This is a genomic window from Anoxybacillus sp. J5B_2022 (assembly GCF_026847645.1).
Lineage (GTDB): Bacteria > Bacillota > Bacilli > Bacillales > Anoxybacillaceae > Anoxybacteroides.
In genome coordinates, this window is the sequence record NZ_JAPSMC010000010.1 from 12,861 (window position 1) to 31,889 (window position 19,029).

Consider the following 19,029-nt stretch of genomic DNA (forward strand, 5'->3'; position numbering starts at 1 on the left):
ATGAGCAATCATCCAATTCAAGGACTTATGACAACGGCAATGGAAAATTTAAAGCAAATGATTGATGTCAATACGATTATCGGCGACCCAGTGGAAACCCCGGACGGAAGTGTCATTTTGACCGTTTCCAAAGTAGGGTTCGGTTTTGCGGCAGGCGGAAGCGAGTTTATGTTGGACGGAAAACAAAATGGGCATGCGGTGAACGGACAAGCAAATGGCGAACATCCATTTGGCGGCGGTTCCGGCGGCGGAGTATCGATTACCCCGATTGCGTTTTTAGTTGTCAATTCTTCTGGCGTAAAACTGTTGCATTTGGATGAAAACACGCACCTATACGAAAAAATTTTAGATTTTGCCCCGCAAGTGGTTGAGAAAATTCAAGCGATGTTAAAGAAAAATAAAGAAGAACGGCCACATCCGAAAGATGATTTAGGGAATTTAATCTAAGGCAAAATCGTTGAAAATTTTTTTCATTCCCGTTATGATTACCCTATACATATTTTTTATGGGAGGAATTTTCAATGGCCAATGTAACGTTCAAAGGGAATCCAGTAACATTAGTCGGGAATGAAGTGAAAGTAGGCGACAAAGCGCCAGACTTTAAAGTATTGGCGAACGATTTATCAGAAGTGACGCTTGCAGATACGAAAGGCTTTGTTCGCCTAATTAGCGTCGTTCCATCGATCGATACAGGCGTATGCGATGCGCAAACGCGCCGTTTTAACGAAGAAGCAGCGAAGCTAGATAACGTGAAAGTGTTGACGGTTAGCGTTGATTTGCCGTTTGCGCAAAAACGTTGGTGCGGAGCAGCTGGAATTGAGAACGTGCAAATGCTTTCTGACCATCGCGATGTGTCGTTTGGGCAAGCGTATGGCGTGTTAATTAAAGAATTGCGCCTGCTTGCTCGTGCAGTGTTCGTCATCGACAGCAGCGACACAGTTACTTATGTCGAATACGTTCCAGAAGCAACGAACCATCCAAATTACGAAGCAGCGATTGAAGCGGCAAAAGCGGCGAAATAATAAAGGCGGAGATCAAAGCTAGACGATGAAAAGACCTCGATTAATTCGGGGTCTTTTCTTATTGAAAATCGCGGCGGAAGCCCATACAATAAAAGATTGGACACCCATACGAAAGGGGAAAAAAGATGACACCTATTGAACGATTATTTACGTTGTTTGACCAAACCGCGCTCATTTTACAAGAAGAACTGCACTGTACATATTTAGAAGCGGTGGCGGAAACAGGCGAGAACGTTTTTCATGGCGATGTGTTGCAAGAAGAAGTAAGTGAATTAAACCAAAGGCGGTTGAAACAAGAATACAAACAAATTCAGCTTGACGGTTTTACGAACGAAGAAATTCGCAAGGCGTTTCAGCTGGCTGTATTGAAAGGGATGAGGGAGCATACACAGCCGCACCATCAAATGACGCCCGATGCAGTTAGTTTATTTATAAGCTATTTAGTCGGTAAATTTACTGCGAACTATTTTGCGTTAACGATTCTCGATCCGGCGGTCGGTACGGCGAATTTATTGACGGCGGTGCTGAACCATTTGCAGAATAAACAAGTGAAAAGCTATGGAATCGATGTCGATGATTTGTTAATGAAAATTGCGTACGTGAATGCGAATTTACAAAAACACCCGGTTCATTTTTTTAACCAAGATAGCTTGCAGCCGCTGTTTGTCGACCATGCGGATGTCGTTATTTGCGATTTGCCAGTTGGCTATTATCCGAACGATGACAACGCGTCACGGTTTGTGCTAAAAGCGGAAACCGGGCATTCATACGCGCACCATTTGTTTATCGAGCAAAGCGTACATTATACAAAAGAAGGCGGCTACTTATTTTTCTTAATTCCGAATTCGCTATTTACAAGCGACCAAGCACCCAAGCTTCATGCGTTTTTAAAAGAACATACGGTCATTCAAGGATTGCTTCAACTCCCGCTTTCGATGTTTAAAAACGAACAGGCAGCAAAAAGCATTTTCATTTTGCAAAAGAAAGGTGTTCGCGTGAAAGCACCGAAAAAGGCGTTGCTCATCGAGCTTCCTAAGTTTTCAAACAAACAAGCAATGAAAGCGATGATGCATAAAATTGACGAATGGTTCGTAACGGAAAAGAAAGGGCTCTGAGAAAGGGCTCTTTTTGCTATTTGTTAGCTCCGAATTTTGTGAATATAAAAACATATTACATGCAATCGGTTACAATTTGGTGAAATGCTTGAAAACACGATAAAATCATGCGTAAAATGAAAAAGGATTATGACGATTTGGAATACTAGAGAATAATGGAGAAGCGTCTTAAAGGAGTTGTTTTTTATATGTCAAAAATTATGGCGATTAACGCAGGCAGCTCGTCGCTGAAATTTCAGCTGTTTGAGATGCCAAGCGAAGCAGTATTAACGAAAGGAATTGTCGAGCGGATCGGATTTGAAGATGCAATTTTCACGATTGTCGTTAATGGCGAAAAAGTGCAGGAAGTAACAGCGATTCCGGACCATGCGGTTGCGGTGAAAATGCTGCTAGATAAATTAATTCGTTTTGGCATTATTCAGTCGTTTGCAGAAATCGACGGAATCGGTCACCGCGTCGTTCATGGCGGCGAGAAGTTTAGTGATTCCGTTCTGATCACCGATGAGGTGCTAAAAGAGATTGAAGAATTATCGGAACTTGCACCGTTACACAATCCAGCGAACATTGTCGGCATTAAAGCGTTTAAAGAAGTGTTGCCAAACGTGCCGGCTGTTGCGGTGTTTGATACAGCGTTCCATCAGACGATGCCAGAACAGTCATTTTTATACAGCCTTCCGTATGAATATTACACAAAATTTGGCATTCGGAAATACGGCTTCCACGGGACATCGCATAAATACGTAACGCAGCGCGCCGCAGAGTTGCTAGGGCGGCCGATTGAGCAATTGCGCCTTATTTCGTGCCATCTTGGGAATGGAGCGAGCATTGCGGCAGTAGAAGGCGGAAAATCGATCGATACGTCGATGGGCTTTACGCCATTAGCAGGGGTAGCGATGGGAACGCGTTCCGGTAATATCGACCCGGCGCTAATCCCATACATTATGGAGAAAACGGGAAAAACAGCGGAAGAAGTGATTGATGTTTTGAATAAGAAAAGCGGTATGCTTGGCATTTCCGGTTTTTCGAGCGATTTGCGTGACATTGAAAAAGCAGCATCGGAAGGAAACGAACGGGCGGAATTAGCGCTCGAAGTGTTTGCCAACCGTATTCATAAATATATCGGTTCATATGCGGCGCGCATGTGTGGGGTCGACGCGATTATTTTCACAGCGGGAATTGGCGAAAATAGTGACGTTGTGCGGGCGAAAGTATTGCGTGGCCTCGAATTTATGGGCGTCTACTGGGACCCAGCATTAAACAAAGTGCGCGGCAAAGAAGCGTTCATCAGTTACCCACATTCACCGGTTAAAGTATTAGTCATCCCAACGAATGAAGAAGTCATGATCGCCCGCGATACAGTCAGATTGGCAGAATTAGTATAAAGAAGAAAAGCTAGACATCGTGTTATGTCTAGCTTTTTGTATAATAAAAATGAAACTATGACGAAAGGTAGATGATAATGAGCGTAAATGAACATAAAAAGGAAGCGCTGTGCGTTATTCGCTGCAAAGTGGTAACGGTAAGCGATACAAGAACGGAAGAAACAGATAAAAGCGGTCAATTAATGATGCAGCTGTTGCAAGAAGCAGGGCATGAAATCGTCGATTACGAAATCGTGAAAGATGAAAAAGAACACATTCGCGCTGCGGTTCTCCGTGGTTGTGAACATGCAGAAATCGATGTGGTGCTGACAAACGGCGGCACTGGAATTGCCAAACGGGACGTGACGATTGAAACGGTTAAAGAAATCATCGAAAAAGAAATTGTTGGGTTTGGCGAGCTATTTCGCATGATTAGCTATACCGAAGATATCGGCTCGGCGGCGATGTTATCGCGGGCGATTGCTGGCGTCGCAAATAGCACAGCGATTTTTTCGACGCCTGGCTCGACCGGAGCGGTACGGTTGGCGATGACAAAACTCATTTTGCCGGAACTGCGCCATGTCGTTCGCGAAATTCGCAAAGATTTGTAAAAGGCGGCTAGTTGCTCAAGCCGCCTTTATTGATGCAATTTGGCAGATACGGTTTGATTCAGCCGGTACCAAATCCATAAATCATTAATGATCGAAGCAAGTTCTGCAATTTCGGCATTTAACCGGCATGAGCGAGCAAAATCGCTTTCGTCGCTCAATTCCGCTTGCTTTTGATTGATCGTTTGCTCGAGTTCGGCGATCCTGTCGGGAATTGCTCCGCGGATTTTTTCCCACTCTAACAAAATATCGTACTGTTCCTTCTCGCTATATTCTTCCCACGCTCTTTCAAGCGCCGGCAATCGAATCCCAAGCCGCTCATCATACGCAAACACTGTTTCCCCCTCACTTTCTTACTGTTTATTTTACAAAAAAATAAGGAAAAGACCAACGAATTCAAATAGTATTTTTATACTTTTTGATGAATAACTATTGAAAAAGGCAATAAAAGCTGATAAAGTGATATTGTAATAAATGAATAATTATTTAGTTTCAAGTATATTTATGTGAAAGGGAAGGGGAAAACATATGGCCAATCCAAAAATTGTGTTAGCCTATTCAGGCGGTTTAGATACATCTGTTGCGATTAAGTGGTTACAAGAACGAGGATACGATGTCGTGGCGTGTTGCTTAGATGTCGGCGAAGGAAAAGATCTTGATTTTGTAAAAGAAAAAGCGTTGACTGTCGGTGCGATTAAGTCATATGTCATCGATGCAAAAGAAGAATTTGCGAATGAATACGCGCTTGTTGCATTGCAGGCGCATACCCTTTATGAAGGAAAATATCCGCTCGTTTCGGCGCTTTCTCGGCCGCTGATTGCGAAAAAACTAGTAGAAATTGCCGAGTTGGAAGGGGCTGTAGCGGTTGCGCACGGCTGCACAGGAAAAGGAAACGACCAAGTTCGTTTTGAAGTATCGATTAACGCGTTAAATCCGAATCTGGAAGTCGTGGCGCCAGTGCGGGAGTGGAGCTGGTCACGTGAAGAAGAAATCGAATATGCGAAAAAGCACAACATCCCGATTCCGATTGACTTGGACAGCCCGTTCTCGATTGACCAAAACTTATGGGGAAGAAGCAACGAGTGCGGCATTTTAGAAGATCCGTGGGCAGCTCCTCCAGAAGAAGCGTACGAATTAACAGCGGCGCTTGAAAATACGCCGGATGTGCCGGACATCATTGAAATCGGCTTTGAGCAAGGAGTACCAAAAACGTTAAACGGCAAAGAATATTCGTTGGCGTCGCTCATTCTTGAGCTTAATGCGCTTGCCGGCAAACACGGGGTTGGCCGCATCGACCACGTCGAAAACCGTCTCGTCGGCATTAAATCGCGCGAAGTGTACGAATGCCCAGGAGCGATTACGCTCATTAAAGCGCATAAAGAATTAGAAGATTTAACACTCGTCAAAGAAGTCGCGCACTTTAAGCCGCTTATCGAGCAAAAATTGGCGGAAGTCATTTATAACGGCTTATGGTTCTCGCCATTAAAAGACGCACTTCTCGCTTTCTTAAAAGAAACGCAAAAAAATGTCACGGGTGTGGTGCGCGTGAAGCTATTCAAAGGCCATGCAATTATCGAAGGACGGAAGTCAGAGTTTTCATTATATGACGAAAAACTCGCCACATACACAGCAGAAGACGAGTTCGATCATCAGGCGGCAGTCGGCTTTATTTCTTTATTCGGCTTGCCGACAAAAGTGTACAGCATCGTGAACAATCAAAAGAAGGTGACCGTGTGAAAAAACTTTGGGGCGGACGGTTTACAAAAACAGCGGAAGAATGGGTCGATGAGTTTGGTGCATCGATCCCATTCGACCAAGAATTAGTGGAAGAAGACATCGAAGGAAGCATCGCCCATGTGACGATGCTCGGAAAATGCGGCATTTTGCCAAACGAAGATGTCGAAAAAATTAGAGCCGGTTTGCTGTCGCTTTTGGAAAAAGCGAAGCAAGGGAAACTCGAATTTTCCGTTGCCTATGAAGATATTCATTTAAACATCGAAAAAATGTTGATTGACGAAACTGGTCCTGTTGGTGGAAAACTGCATACGGGTCGGAGCCGCAATGACCAAGTAGCGACCGATATGCACTTATATTTGCGCAAGCGCGTTCATGAAATTATTGAATTGATTCGGGAATTACAACAAGTGTTGGTGGAAAAAGCAGAAGCGCACGTCGAAACGCTCATTCCAGGATATACGCATTTGCAACGGGCGCAGCCTGTGTCATTTGCCCACCATTTGCTCGCTTATTTTTGGATGTTAGAGCGCGATCGGGAGCGGTTTACGGAATCGCTAAAGCGCATTAACAAATCGCCGCTTGGCGCTGGAGCGCTTGCCGGCACGACGTTTCCGATCGACCGCCAATACACCGCCGAGCTGCTCGGTTTTGACGGCATTTACGAAAACAGCATCGATGCGGTTAGCGATCGTGATTTTATTCTCGAATTTTTAAGCAACAGTTCGCTTTTGATGATGCATTTGTCGCGTTTTTGCGAAGAGCTAATTCTTTGGTCAAGCCAAGAATTTCAATTCATCGAAATCGACGATGCGTTTGCGACAGGCAGCAGCATTATGCCGCAAAAGAAAAATCCGGACATGGCCGAGCTTATTCGCGGAAAAACCGGGCGGGTGTACGGAAACTTAGTTGGCTTGTTAACAGTCATGAAAGGGACTCCGCTTGCCTACAATAAAGATATGCAGGAAGATAAAGAAGGCATGTTTGATACAGTGAAGACGATAACCGGTTCGTTAAAAATTTTTGCGGGCATGATCGCGACGATGGGAGTTCGTACCGAAGTGATGAAAAAGGCGGTCAAGCAAGATTTTTCAAACGCAACAGAATTGGCGGACTATTTAGCGAAAAAAGGTGTTCCGTTCCGCGAAGCGCATGAAATCGTCGGTAAACTTGTGTTAACATGCATTGAAAAAGGCATCTTTTTAGCGGATTTGCCGCTTTCGGAGTATAAGGAAGCTTCTCCTTTGTTTGAGGAAGACATTTACGAAGCGCTCGACCCGTATACTGCAGTGAACCGCCGCAATAGTGCAGGAGGAACCGGCTTTGCGGAAGTGCGGAAGGCGATCGAAAAGGCGAAGAAAACAATGAACACTCCGTAAACGTGTTACGGAGTGTTTTATTATTTTATTTGGCTTTGAGAGCTAATCAGTTGCCTCCGCTTTTCTTAAATTTCTAATTCTTTTTCTGTCCGAACGACTAATACGTCGCATTTTGCATAGCGGGTAATATGTTCGGAAACGCTTCCAATTAAAAGCCGTTCTACTGCATTTAATCCGGTAGCGCCGCAAACGATTAAATCGGCATGATGTTTTGGAGCGATATCTTTGGCAATTTTGACTTTTGGCGAACCGAATTCGATCTCCACATTAACTTCTTTTACTCCTGCTTCTACTGCTTGTTTTTGATAGTTTTCTAGCAATTCTTTTGCATACTGCTCCGAGCGTTCGATGACGGCCCGATCATGCATTTCTACAGCTGCGAGTGCGCGTACATCAATGATATGGGTTAAAATGAGCGCAGCGTCATTACGTTTCGCGATTTCAATCGCTTTTTTAAACGCCCACTCTGCTTCTTTTGAGCCATCGACGGCTACTACAATCGTTTTGTACGTCATTGCCATGTTTCCCACTCCCTTTTGGATAGAAATGCTAACTTCAATATAAGTATATCATATGGAAGACAAGGAAGACTATCGATATCCTAACATTTTTATGGCTCTTCACCAAAAGTTGTACTTGATTTTTTCACAACATGCCCCACTTACGCTTGTGAGGAAAAATCAGTAAATCAATGATTTTTGCACATCATTGTTCAGGAGAACGTATCGCTTATCAAGTACATGTTGTGGTGATGAACCATTTTTATGAAAAAGGAGTGACTATTTGATGAAGAAAGAGCGCGATGTTAGAGAGTCGTTTTACGATGAAGCAGCCGCACAGACAATCAGTGAGCAAATTATGAACGCGTACCAAAGCGGCGTCATCGATCAAGAAGAAGGGTATTATCACCCGCGAAGAGAAGCAGGGGAATAACAAAAGACCATCATGGCGCATGGACGTCATGATGGTTTTTAATTAATAAAGATAGGAAAGTATAAAATTTCGGTACAGAGGGATGTCTAGCTCCAAGCGCCATCGGCTCGAATCGCTCCGTCCCACACTGCGGCGGCGACAGCCTCCTCGGTGGGACTCGTGCGCTCTTCGCCGATAGGCGGGCGCTTTGCGCTTTTCTTATTAGATCATAAACATCGCACGTGTTTTTTCCCTCTCATTTGTAGTAAAGTAAAAATAGAGATTGTTTATGGGGAGGAGTTTTTGTGCGGCATGCCCTCATAACAGCAGGAGCGAAAGGATTAGGCCGAAAAGTGACAGAAATGTTGCTTGAAAAAGGATATTCAGTAACTGTAAACTACCGAAGCGACGAGGTCGCTGTCCGGTCGCTGCAAGAAAAATATGCCCATCTTTCCACAAGGCTACAATTTGTTAAAGGAGATGTCACGAAAAAGGAAGATTTGCATCATCTTGTCGATCAAGCGCTAGACCGGTTCGGCCGCATTGATTTTTTAATTAATAACGCGGGGCCGTACATTTTTGAACGAAAAAAATTAGCTGACTACGATGAAGCGGAATGGTATGAAATGATTGAAGGAAATTTAAGCGCGGTGTTTCATCTGTTTAAAAAAACAATTCCGATCATGAGAAGACAGCGATTCGGCCGCATTATTACATACGGATTTCAAGGGGCGGCAAGCGCGCCGGGCTGGCTGCATCGCGCAGCATTCAGCGCCGCGAAAGTCGGACTTGTGTCATTAACGAAGACGATCGCGGTAGAAGAAGCGGAATACGGGATTACGGCCAATATGATTTGTCCTGGCAATATTTTAGGGGAGATGAAAGAAGCGACGATTGCTCAATCAAGAAAGAAAAAGGACGAGATGACGCCGATCGGACGCTCTGGAACAGGGGAAGATATTGCGCGAGTGATCGCGTTTTTATGTGACGAAAACTCGGACATGATCACCGGCTCTGTCATTGACATTACCGGTGGATTAGACGTGATTCACCGGTACCGGTAAAAAAAAGCAAGTGGCATCCCCGCCGCTTGCTTATAAAATGATAAGTTCTTTTGGATAGTTCGTCAACACTTCGACGCCGGTATCGGTAATGAGTACATCGTCTTCAATGCGCACGCCGCCGACGGAAGGGACGTAAATGCCCGGCTCGATTGTAAACACCATTCCTTGCGCCAGTGGCATTGGATTTGTAGCGTTCATGGACGGATATTCGTGAATTTCGATGCCTAACCCGTGTCCGACACGGTGAGTAAAATACGACCCGTACCCGGCTTCCTCAATCATTTGTCTTGCGGCTTTGTCGATTGCGCCGACGATTGCTCCAGGTTTTGCGGCGGCAATGGCCGCTTGCTGTGCAGCTAACACCGTTTCATATATCCGTTTTTGTTCTTCTGTCGGCTTTCCGAAGCAGACGGTTCTCGTAATGTCTGAACAATAGCCATCGAGCACGACGCCTAAGTCGAATAAGACGAAATCGCCTTGCTGAATAGCGGTTAAGTCCGGTACACCATGCGGGGCAGCCGTTTTTTCACCTGTTAATACCATCGTCGCAAACGACATTTCTCGAACGCCTTTTTTCTTCAATTCATGCTCGATCGTCGCGATGATGTCTAATTCCGTTTTTCCTTCGGCAATTGTTTGCACGCCGACTTCTACACCAAAATCAGCGAGCGCGGCCGCTTGACGCAAAATGGCGATTTCTTTTTCATCTTTGATCATTCGAAGCTGGCGCAATTTTTCTTCGGCATTAAGAACAGAGCGTGCAGTGAAATATGCATGTAGCTGTTCATACCGTTCGAGAGAAAGATGGCTTTTTTCGACAGCCACTTTTTCGATTGGGAGCGCAAGTTTTTTTAGATAGTTGGCAATCAGCTCCCACGGATGGTCGGTGTCGCTATAGCCAATGAGCGAATACGCCCAGCCAGAATGTTTTGCTTGTTCGACTTCCATTTGCGGACAAACTATCACCGGCTCTTCATTTGGAAAGACGAGCAACGCTAGCAATCGTTCGTGTGGATCGCTGTAAAATCCGCTTAAATAAAATACATTTGGTGTTGACGTAATAAGAGCAAATGAAATATGTTGTTCTTGAAGCCATTGTGAAAAAGAGTGCAGTCGTTGATTCATCGTATCCCCTTCTTTTTGATCAAATTCTATTTTGAGGGTACCAACAATTCAACAAGATGTAAACAAAAAAGGAAATCGAAAAAGAATTGCGAAATACATACTTAAAAAGAAATGAGAGAAAGGAGCAGATTATGATGAAACTTACGTACCACGGACATTCGGTTGTTGAAATCAAAACGAACGGGACAACGATTTTCATCGATCCGTTCATTACGGGGAACGAAACGACTGACTTAAAAGTAGAGGAAGTGCAAGTCGACGTCATTTTACTAACGCACGGGCACGGCGACCATGTTGGCGATACGGTGCCGCTCGCGTTGCGCAACAACGCTCTCGTCGTTGCGCCGTTTGAGCTGGCGACGTATTTGAGCTGGCAAGGGGTCAATGTACATCCAATGCACATTGGTGGGGCGCATCAGTTTGATTTCGGAAAGGTGAAATTAACTCAGGCGTTCCACGGCTCAAGTTATATCGATGAAAATAAACAAATCATTTATACAGGCATGCCGTGTGGAATTTTATTCACCGCAGAAGGAAAAACGATTTACCATGCAGGAGATACAGCGCTATTTTCCGATATGAAGCTGATCGGGGAGCGAAATGTGATCGATGTCGCCTTTTTGCCGATTGGCGATAATTTTACGATGGGACCGGAAGATGCAGCGCTTGCGGCAGAATGGTTGCGGGCAAAAACGGTCGTACCGATTCACTATAATACGTTCCCGGTCATTAAGCAAGATCCGGAGCAGTTTGTTTCGATGTTGAAAGATGGCGTCGGAAAAGTATTGCGTCCGGGCGAAAGCATCGAACTATAAAAGAGCCTTCGAGGCTCTTTTTTCTTGTCGGAAGCGAACGGGGCACATTGAATCGTCATTCGTTCACTCGTATAATAGAAAGTAGACATTGGACAAAGGGTGAAGACATTTGGCGACAAAACACGAACAAATTTTGCAATATATTGATAGCCTGCCGGTTGGCGAAAAAATTTCCGTTCGGCAAATCGCGAAAGAGATGGGCGTGAGCGAAGGAACGGCATATCGAGCGATTAAAGATGCGGAAAATAAAGGATATGTGAGCACGATCGAGCGCGTCGGTACGATTCGCATTGAACGGAAAAAGAAAGAAAATATTGAAAAGCTGACGTATGCCGAAGTCGTCAACATTGTTGACGGACAAGTGTTAGGCGGACGTGAAGGGCTATATAAAACGCTCAATCGCTTTGTCATCGGAGCGATGCAGCTTGAAGCAATGATGCGCTATACTGGAGCAGGCGATTTATTAATTGTCGGCAACCGGACGAAAGCGCACCAGCTCGCGCTAGAGGCAGGGGCAGCCGTCTTAATTACCGGCGGTTTTGATACGGCGGATCATGTAAAAAAATTAGCGGATGAATTACAATTACCGATTATTTCAACGAGCTACGATACGTTTACTGTCGCCACGATGATTAATCGGGCGATTTACGACCAATTGATCAAAAAAGAAATCGTGCTCGTGGAGGACATTTTAATTCCGTTAGAAAAGACAGTGTATTTACAAACGACAGATGTAGTGGAAAAGTGGTATCAGTTGAATCGCGAAACGAAACATAGCCGCTTCCCAGTCGTCGATCAGCAATTGAAAGTGCAAGGAATGGTCACATCGAAAGACGTGTTAGATTGCGACCGAATGCTGCCGATTGAGAAAGTGATGACAAAGCACCCGATCACGGTGAATGGCAAAATATCGGTCGCTTCTGCTTCGCATATGATGGTATGGGAAGGAATTGAGTTGTTGCCGGTCGTCGATGAACATAACCGTTTGCAAGGGATTATTAGCCGCCAAGATGTATTAAAAGCATTGCAAATGATTCAGCGGCAGCCGCAAGTCGGTGAAACGATTGACGACATTATTACAAGCCAATTCCGTGAAGTAGATCCGCATTCGAAAACGGAAAACGTCTTTCGCTACACGGTTACACCGCAAATGACGAATTATTTAGGGACGCTGTCGTACGGTGTATTCACCACGATTGTAACGGAAGCAGCAACGCGGGCATTGCGCCTTTATAAACGCGGAGATTTAGTGATGGAAAATATTACAATTTATTTTATTAAGCCGGTACAAATCGATAGCACGATCGATATTAAAGCTAGGCTGCTCGAAATTGGTCGGAAGTTCGGGAAGGTCGATGTGGAAGTGTATCACGAAGGGGCGGTCGTCGGCAAAGCAATGATGATGTGCCAGTTGATGGATCGATAGGCGAAACGGGGGATTATCCCCCGTTTTTTGCTAGTTGTTCAGCCTCTTCGATGACAAGCGGCAAATAATATTTATAGGCACGGTAGCCAGCCCATGCACTTCCGCCGCCGATCAACAAAAAAATCGTGCCGACGAGATATGTTACGGTCGAGGAATAAAGAAAAAATTGGTTTACGCCAAAGAAAAGGACGAATGAGCCGAGCGCCATGCTCGCTTTTGCAGAAATCCAGCGGCGTTCTGCGGGACGACGGCTTCGAAAATATTTAATTTTATAATAAACATAAAACGACAGCGAAAAAACAATAAGAATAACGAATACTGGCATAACGTTCCCTCCATCTTTTCTTTCTCTACCATTGTACATGGTTTTCCCTTATAATGAAAGAAAACTATCGTAATTAAAGAGGAGAAGTTGCGATGAAAGAACAGGCACTTGCTATTTTAGAGATGATCCGGCAATTTGATACGGTCATCATTCACCGCCATGTGCGTCCCGATCCGGATGCATACGGTTCACAAGGAGGACTAGCAGAAATTTTAAAAGCTTCGTTTCCGGAGAAAAAGATTTATACTGTCGGGAAAGAAGAACCAACGCTGCATTTTTTAAGACGGCTAGATCAAATTGACGACGCTGTTTACGAACAGGCGCTCGTCATCGTATGCGATACAGCGAACGAAGAACGAATTTGCGATGGGCGTTATCGCCTTGGCCAAAAGCTCATTAAAATTGACCATCATCCAAACGAAGATCCGTACGGGGATATCGTATGGGTGGATACAAATGCCAGCTCGACAAGCGAAATGATTTATGAGTTTTATTTAGCTGGAAAAGACCAAGGGTTAGTGATGACGAAAGAAGCAGCGCGCCTCATTTACGCCGGCATTGTTGGCGATACAGGTCGTTTCCTTTTCTCAAGAACAAGCGCTAAAACGTTTCAATATGCAAGCGAGCTTATTCAATACAGCTTCTCGATGACAGAGTTATACGACCACTTGTATCGTACTCCAGTGAATGTCGCTCATTTAAGCGGGTATGTGCTACAAAACTTCGAACTTTCCGAATCAGGGGTAGCGTTTGTGAAAATGCCAAAAGCGTTGCTGGTTGAGTATGATGTGACGCCTTCCGAAGCGTCGCAGCTTGTTAGCCTTTTAGGCAATATTGATGGCATTTGCGCATGGGTATTTTTTATCGAAGAAGAAAAAGAAATTCGTGTTCGTCTTCGTTCAAAAGGAGTTATTGTCAATGAAGTAGCGAAAAAATATCGCGGGGGCGGCCATCCGTTTGCGGCTGGTGCAACGATTTACTCATGGGACGAAGCGGACCGTGTCATCGCTGATTTAGAAGCGGCGTGTGGCGTGAAATAACAAAAAAGGTGTTCCGGTTGGAACACCTTTACTTATGGACAGGTCTCAATTTCAGTTCAACCGATAAAGTTGTAAATAAAAAAAGTTCTGTAATTTCCAGCCGATACGTTTGCTCATTCATCGTATACGTTTTATTTTCGATTGCTTTCTTTAACAGCTCTTTACTTTGGTAGACCGTTTCAATATCTTTAGCGATTAAATGCGAAATATCTTCTTTCACGCTTTCTTCAATATGAAACGTTGTATAAGAATCAAGTTTATATTGGTCGGCATTGGCAAGACGAACACGGATTTCTTGAACAGTGAGCTTCTTTTTGTTTGCTTTGTTTAGTTCTACGTAATCTTCCTGCCAAATGCGAATATCATTTTTTAAATCGACAATTTGGTCTTGTAATTCTGCAATTCGACGAGTTTGTCGCTCTTGCAGTGCACCGAATAAATAGAGAAACACGATCCAGCTAATCACCGCACCGATGGCGGCACCAGCGAAAAAACGTTGCCACGCTCGATCTTGATAATAAGGCGGAATTCTCATGTGGAAATGTGCTCCTGTGCAAGCCACGTAATGATTGTTACCCCTGTTTGGGCACCACCGATCGCTGTAAGGATGAGAAAAATTTGTTTCACTAGATCGCGTGTTTCCCCGGAAAATAAGCCACGGTCAACTGTATAAAACGTATCAAACGTCCCTCCGATCGCCGAAACGACCGCCCAAATTTTTAAATCAAGCGCAAACCGATACATGGAAGTGAGCGGCGGTTGCCCCATTAAAAAGGCCCCGATTCCCCCAATGATCGCTCCACCTAACAGCACCCCAAGAGCGAGAAAATAACTTTGAACTAATGCCGGGAAAAATGCTAGTTTTATCTCCATCGTTGCCCCATTCCTTTCGTTCACTCATTCTCTTTTTCCATATATATGGACAAACGAAACGAAGTATGTTTTGCGTTGCAAAAGTTTTGTCGACTATAATAAGGAAAAAGGAGGGAAAGGCATTGGCGTTTGTTCATCTTCATGTACGGAGCGGTTACAGTTTATTAAATAGTACAGCAAAAATAAGTGATTTAGTGAAAAAAGCAAGCGAACTTCAATTCGATGCTTTAGCGTTGACGGATGAAAACGTGCTGTATGGAGCCATTCCGTTTTATCTAGAGTGCCAAAAATACGGCATTAAGCCGATTATTGGCATGATTGCCCGTGTGAAATTGGAAGGGGAAGCGGGATATCCGGTTGTGTTATTAGCGAAAAACAACAGCGGCTACCGTCATTTAATGAAAATAAGCAGTGCGATTCAAACGAAAGCGCCGGACGGAATTCCGGAGAAATGGCTAAGGCATTACTGCGGTGGACTGATTGCCCTAACACCGGGAAATGACGGACATATTGAAACATTGCTTGCGCAGAACGAATGGGAGAAAGCAAGAGAAATAGCCGCTATATACCAACAGTTGTTCAACGGCGATTTTTATTTAGCGATCCAACGGCATGGCGTAGAAGAAACGTGGCAACAAGAACTCGTTCGCTTAAGCAAGGAAGCAAGCATTCCGCTAGTAGCGACGAATAATGTCCATTATCTCGAAAAAGAAGACGCTTTTGTGCACGACTGCCTTTTAGCGATTCAACAAGGTGTAAAACTTGATGAGAATGGAAGGAAAAAGTTACGTAGTGACGAATACTATTTAAAACCAACAGAAGAAATAGCTGCTTTGTTTGCGGATATGCCGGAGGCGATTGCCAACACGGAAAAAATCGCTGCCCAATGTTATATCGACATCCGATTCGGTGAGATGAAGCTGCCGAAGTACCCAGTGCCTGGCAATGAAAATGCGCACGATTATTTGCGGAAGCTTTGTTTCGAAGGACTGCGGGAGCGAATCCCGTCGCCAGCGCTTGCGTATGTCGAGCGCCTCGAGTACGAGCTAGCGATTATTAAGGAAATGAATTTCAGCGACTATTTTTTAATTGTCTGGGATTTTATGAAATTTGCTCGCCAGCAAGGAATGATGACAGGCCCAGGGCGCGGTTCAGCCGCTGGTTCGCTCGTCGCATATGTTCTTTATATTACCAATGTGGATCCTATCCATTACGGGTTATTGTTTGAGCGGTTTTTAAATCCTGAGCGCATTTCGATGCCTGATATCGACATTGACTTTCCGGATGACCGGCGCGATGAAGTTATTCAGTACGTTTCCCATAAGTACGGAGAACAGCATGTTGCACAAATTATTACGTTCGGTACGTTCGGAGCGAGAGCCGCGCTTCGCGATGTGGCAAGAGTGATGGGGGCGACGGCAGGAGAGGTGGACCTGCTTGTGAAACATCTCCCGAACAAATTAGGGGTGACGCTGCAAGAAGCATACGAGCAGGTGCCCGCATTTCGCAAGGCGGTGCATGCTTCGGAACGATCGCACAAAATTTTTACGACCGCTTTGCGAATCGAAGGACTTCCGCGCCATACGTCTACCCATGCGGCAGGAGTCGTCATTAGCGAACAGCCGCTTTCTGACATCGTTCCTTTGCAACAAGGGCACGGGGATATTTATTTAACGCAATACGCGATGGACGTACTAGAGCAGCTCGGCTTACTGAAAATGGATTTTCTCGGGTTGCGCACATTAACGTTTATCGGAAATATTCGGAAACTCATTCACGAAAAAACGAAAGAAGTCGTCGATTTAGCAAATATTCCATTAGATGACCAAAAGACGTACGAGCTGTTAAGCAATGGCGATACGAATGGTATTTTTCAGCTAGAATCGGAAGGAATGAAACAAGTTCTCCGAAAACTAAAGCCGTCGCAATTTGAAGACATTGTCGCCGTTAACGCGTTATATCGACCAGGGCCGATGGAATTTATTTCAGTATACATTCGCCGCAAACACGGCGAAGAAGCAGTGACGTATTTGCATCCAGATCTCGAACCGATTTTACGGCCCACTTACGGCGTGCTCATTTACCAAGAGCAAATTATGCAAATTGCTGCCAAAATGGCGGGTTTTTCATTAGGTCAAGCGGATTTACTGCGACGAGCGGTCGGAAAAAAGAAAAAAGAGATTCTCGACCAAGAGCGAACTCACTTTGTCAAAGGTTGTATCGAAAAAGGATACAGTGAAGCGCTTGCCCACGAAGTATACGATGTCATCGTTCGTTTTGCCAACTATGGATTTAACCGGAGCCATGCGGTCGCTTATAGCATGCTTGCCTACCAATTGGCATATTTAAAAGCGCATTATCCGTTTTATTTTTACGCGGCACTGCTAACGAGCGTCATTGGCGACGAAGAGAAACTAGCCGACCATATTCAAGAGATGCGCAAAAAACAAATTCGCCTTCTTCCGCCTTCGATTAATCGCAGCTATTATTCATTTTCCATCGAAGATGAACACATTCGTTTTAGCCTTGCCTGCATTAAACATGTCGGAGCGATGGCGGTAAAAGCGATCGTGGAAGAACGAAAAAAACGGCCGTTTTCCGATTTGTTCGATTTTTGCGTTCGCCTATCGAAAAAAGCAGTCAATCGAAAAACGATCGAATCGCTTATTTTAGCCGGGTGCTTTGATGAGTTTGGCATCGAGCGGTCGGTGTTGCTCGCTACGATGGATGCTGCGCTTGAGCATGCAGAATTAATGGGGCCATATGTTGGGGAAGATGGGGATTTGTTCGCGAGCGAGTTCTCTTTTAAGCCAAAATATGCCGAGGCTCCACCATTCACGCTCGAAGAAAAGCTCGCATACGAAAAAGAACTGCTTGGCGTGTATCTTTCTCCACACCCTATTTCTTCCAAAATAGAGCGTTTGCAAGCAGCAGGGGCGATACATATTGCTGATGCTATGAAAGAAACAAGCGGTCGAACCGTCCGGATCGGGGCTTACATTGTTGGCGAGCGAAAAACGCGAACAAAAAAAGGAGAAGAAATGGCGTTTTTCACCGTTAGCGACGAAAGCGAAGAAATGGAAGCGGTAGCCTTTCCAGAGGCGTATCGCCGCTATCAGCCGCTGTTAAAAACGGGAGAAATTGTGCTGCTAGAAGGAAAAATCGAAACGCGTGGAACGAACGTGAAGGTGATCATAAAAAATGTGGTTGCCCTTAGTGAAGAAGTGCTCTTTATCAAAATTTGTCCACATCATATCCGTGACGGAAAGCTGGCTCCGTTGAAACAATTTTTGCAACAATACCGTGGACCGATTCCGGTTGTTCTCTACTATGAACAAGAGCGAAAAACAGTGAAGCTGTCACCGGATTATTATGTGAACGCTTCGAACGAATGTCTAGCACAATTAAAAATGTTGTTGGGAGAGTCGTATGTGGTGTTGCGGTAATCTTTTCTTTACTATTTCATTGTTTTATTATATTGTATTAGCGTTAGGTGGTCAGACCAGCTTGATTTAGGCATGCTCAAAGGGATGAATTATACTATCATTTTTTAGGAAATCCAAGCTTCATAAAGCCGACCAAAAAGCAAAAAATTGTTGTTATTATGTTAAGGTAGGGAAGGCAGCCGGGATGACATCAAAAGTATACATGGAGATTTTGCAGCAACTTTATCGCATTATTGAAGAAGATGGATTAAGCGCAGGCGATAAAATCCCTTCCGAGCGGGAACTGTCCGAACGGTTGAAAGCAGGGCGCTCTTCTGTTCGCGAAGCGCTCCGTTCTCTTGAATTTCTTGGAATTATAGAAACGAGAAGAGGCGAAGGAACGTATTTAAAAGAGTTCGGGGAACATCAACTGATCGGACTGCTCGGGATGTTCATTCTGCAAGAAAAGAAAGCGAAAGAAGATTTAGCAGAAACGAAATGGTTGATAGAAGAAATTGGCTTAACGTTAGCTTGCGAACGGCGAACGGAAGTGCATTTAAGAGAGCTACAGATGCTTCTTAAGCAGCCGCTTGACTATGAAACGTTTTTTCACTGGGTGCTAAAAGCCGGAAATAACTATTTATTAGAGCGAATTTGGCGGGTATTAAACGATTTTTACCAATGGCAGCACGGAACGATCTCCTTACCACACTCTTTTTATGAGCAAATGCACCAATCGTTAGAAGAGAGCGATCTAGAAAAAATTCGCGCGCTGTTTGCGGAGCACGTAAAACACAGTCGATAA

At 44.6% G+C, this 19,029-nt stretch carries 20 protein-coding genes; 14 read left to right on the forward strand and 6 right to left on the reverse strand.

All coding sequences use genetic code 11. The features are described 5' to 3' along the window. The 5 genes from ytfJ (at position 1) to M4I42_RS04555 (ending at position 4,109) form a co-directional block, all read left to right on the forward strand. The gene (ytfJ, locus tag M4I42_RS04535) at positions 1-447 is read left to right on the forward strand and encodes a GerW family sporulation protein (RefSeq protein ID WP_268851054.1); all 447 of its coding nucleotides are present in this window, start codon (positions 1-3) and stop codon (positions 445-447) included. Positions 448-521: 74 nt separating this feature from the next. Continuing rightward, positions 522-1,022 carry a thiol peroxidase gene (tpx, locus tag M4I42_RS04540; RefSeq protein WP_268851055.1) on the forward strand — a complete coding sequence of 167 codons (501 nt, stop codon included), beginning with the start codon at positions 522-524 and terminating at the stop codon, positions 1,020-1,022. Between the two features lie 125 nt (positions 1,023-1,147). Further along, a complete protein-coding gene (locus M4I42_RS04545) occupies positions 1,148-2,137 on the forward strand; it encodes a class I SAM-dependent methyltransferase (RefSeq protein ID WP_268851056.1) in 990 nt (329 codons plus the stop codon). A gap of 188 nt (positions 2,138-2,325) precedes the next feature. Continuing rightward, positions 2,326-3,519 carry an acetate kinase gene (locus tag M4I42_RS04550; protein ID WP_268851057.1) on the forward strand — a complete coding sequence of 398 codons (1,194 nt, stop codon included), beginning with the start codon at positions 2,326-2,328 and terminating at the stop codon, positions 3,517-3,519. A gap of 77 nt (positions 3,520-3,596) precedes the next feature. Then, positions 3,597-4,109, forward strand: a complete 513-nt coding sequence (locus M4I42_RS04555; RefSeq protein ID WP_268851058.1) for a MogA/MoaB family molybdenum cofactor biosynthesis protein — start codon at positions 3,597-3,599, stop codon at positions 4,107-4,109. A 26-nt stretch (positions 4,110-4,135) separates the two neighbouring features. Here the strand turns inward: M4I42_RS04555 and M4I42_RS04560 are convergent, their stop codons facing one another. Beyond that, positions 4,136-4,441, reverse strand: a complete 306-nt coding sequence (locus tag M4I42_RS04560) for a hypothetical protein (protein ID WP_268851059.1) — start codon at positions 4,439-4,441, stop codon at positions 4,136-4,138. Positions 4,442-4,634: 193 nt separating this feature from the next. Between M4I42_RS04560 and M4I42_RS04565 the strand changes: the two genes are divergently transcribed. Both M4I42_RS04565 and argH read left to right on the forward strand, forming a co-directional pair. Continuing rightward, positions 4,635-5,843, forward strand: coding sequence for an argininosuccinate synthase (locus tag M4I42_RS04565; protein WP_268851060.1), 1,209 nt, complete (start codon positions 4,635-4,637; stop codon positions 5,841-5,843). Then, a complete protein-coding gene (argH, locus tag M4I42_RS04570; RefSeq protein WP_268851061.1) occupies positions 5,840-7,219 on the forward strand; it encodes an argininosuccinate lyase in 1,380 nt (459 codons plus the stop codon). The genes M4I42_RS04565 and argH overlap by 4 nt, the downstream gene beginning before the upstream one ends. 65 nt (positions 7,220-7,284) lie before the next feature. On the opposite strand, the gene M4I42_RS04575 is transcribed toward argH, so the two are convergent. Further along, positions 7,285-7,740: a universal stress protein gene (locus M4I42_RS04575; RefSeq protein ID WP_268851062.1), complete on the reverse strand. Its 456-nt coding sequence runs from the start codon at positions 7,738-7,740 to the stop codon at positions 7,285-7,287. A 265-nt stretch (positions 7,741-8,005) separates the two neighbouring features. Between M4I42_RS04575 and M4I42_RS04580 the strand changes: the two genes are divergently transcribed. Continuing rightward, complete coding sequence (locus M4I42_RS04580; RefSeq protein ID WP_268851063.1) at positions 8,006-8,152, forward strand: hypothetical protein; 147 nt, start codon at positions 8,006-8,008, stop codon at positions 8,150-8,152. A 284-nt stretch (positions 8,153-8,436) separates the two neighbouring features. Beyond that, on the forward strand, positions 8,437-9,195 hold the full coding sequence (locus M4I42_RS04585) for an SDR family oxidoreductase (protein ID WP_268851064.1): 759 nt from the start codon (positions 8,437-8,439) through the stop codon (positions 9,193-9,195). A gap of 30 nt (positions 9,196-9,225) precedes the next feature. On the opposite strand, the gene M4I42_RS04590 is transcribed toward M4I42_RS04585, so the two are convergent. Further along, on the reverse strand, positions 9,226-10,320 hold the full coding sequence (locus M4I42_RS04590) for a M24 family metallopeptidase (protein ID WP_268851065.1): 1,095 nt from the start codon (positions 10,318-10,320) through the stop codon (positions 9,226-9,228). Between the two features lie 134 nt (positions 10,321-10,454). On the opposite strand from M4I42_RS04590, the gene M4I42_RS04595 reads away from it, so the two are divergent. Together M4I42_RS04595 and M4I42_RS04600 are read left to right on the forward strand one after the other, a co-directional pair. Continuing rightward, positions 10,455-11,135 (forward strand): metal-dependent hydrolase, encoded by a 681-nt coding sequence (locus tag M4I42_RS04595; RefSeq protein ID WP_268851104.1) that lies wholly within the window; start codon positions 10,455-10,457, stop codon positions 11,133-11,135. A gap of 109 nt (positions 11,136-11,244) precedes the next feature. Then, positions 11,245-12,561, forward strand: coding sequence for a CBS domain-containing protein (locus tag M4I42_RS04600; protein WP_268851066.1), 1,317 nt, complete (start codon positions 11,245-11,247; stop codon positions 12,559-12,561). A 13-nt stretch (positions 12,562-12,574) separates the two neighbouring features. Here the strand turns inward: M4I42_RS04600 and M4I42_RS04605 are convergent, their stop codons facing one another. Continuing rightward, complete coding sequence (locus M4I42_RS04605; RefSeq protein WP_268851067.1) at positions 12,575-12,886, reverse strand: YtpI family protein; 312 nt, start codon at positions 12,884-12,886, stop codon at positions 12,575-12,577. A 92-nt stretch (positions 12,887-12,978) separates the two neighbouring features. On the opposite strand from M4I42_RS04605, the gene M4I42_RS04610 reads away from it, so the two are divergent. After that, positions 12,979-13,926 carry a DHH family phosphoesterase gene (locus M4I42_RS04610; RefSeq protein WP_268851068.1) on the forward strand — a complete coding sequence of 316 codons (948 nt, stop codon included), beginning with the start codon at positions 12,979-12,981 and terminating at the stop codon, positions 13,924-13,926. A 28-nt stretch (positions 13,927-13,954) separates the two neighbouring features. Here M4I42_RS04610 and ytrI read toward each other — a convergent pair whose 3' ends face one another. Together ytrI and M4I42_RS04620 are read right to left on the reverse strand one after the other, a co-directional pair. Beyond that, the gene (ytrI, locus tag M4I42_RS04615) at positions 13,955-14,461 is read right to left on the reverse strand and encodes a sporulation membrane protein YtrI (protein WP_268851069.1); all 507 of its coding nucleotides are present in this window, start codon (positions 14,459-14,461) and stop codon (positions 13,955-13,957) included. Beyond that, positions 14,458-14,799, reverse strand: coding sequence for a YtrH family sporulation protein (locus M4I42_RS04620; RefSeq protein ID WP_268851070.1), 342 nt, complete (start codon positions 14,797-14,799; stop codon positions 14,458-14,460). The genes ytrI and M4I42_RS04620 overlap by 4 nt, the downstream gene beginning before the upstream one ends. 122 nt (positions 14,800-14,921) lie before the next feature. Between M4I42_RS04620 and dnaE the strand changes: the two genes are divergently transcribed. After that, on the forward strand, positions 14,922-18,245 hold the full coding sequence (gene dnaE / locus M4I42_RS04625) for a DNA polymerase III subunit alpha (RefSeq protein ID WP_268851071.1): 3,324 nt from the start codon (positions 14,922-14,924) through the stop codon (positions 18,243-18,245). A gap of 184 nt (positions 18,246-18,429) precedes the next feature. Then, a complete protein-coding gene (locus M4I42_RS04630; RefSeq protein WP_268851072.1) occupies positions 18,430-19,029 on the forward strand; it encodes a FadR/GntR family transcriptional regulator in 600 nt (199 codons plus the stop codon).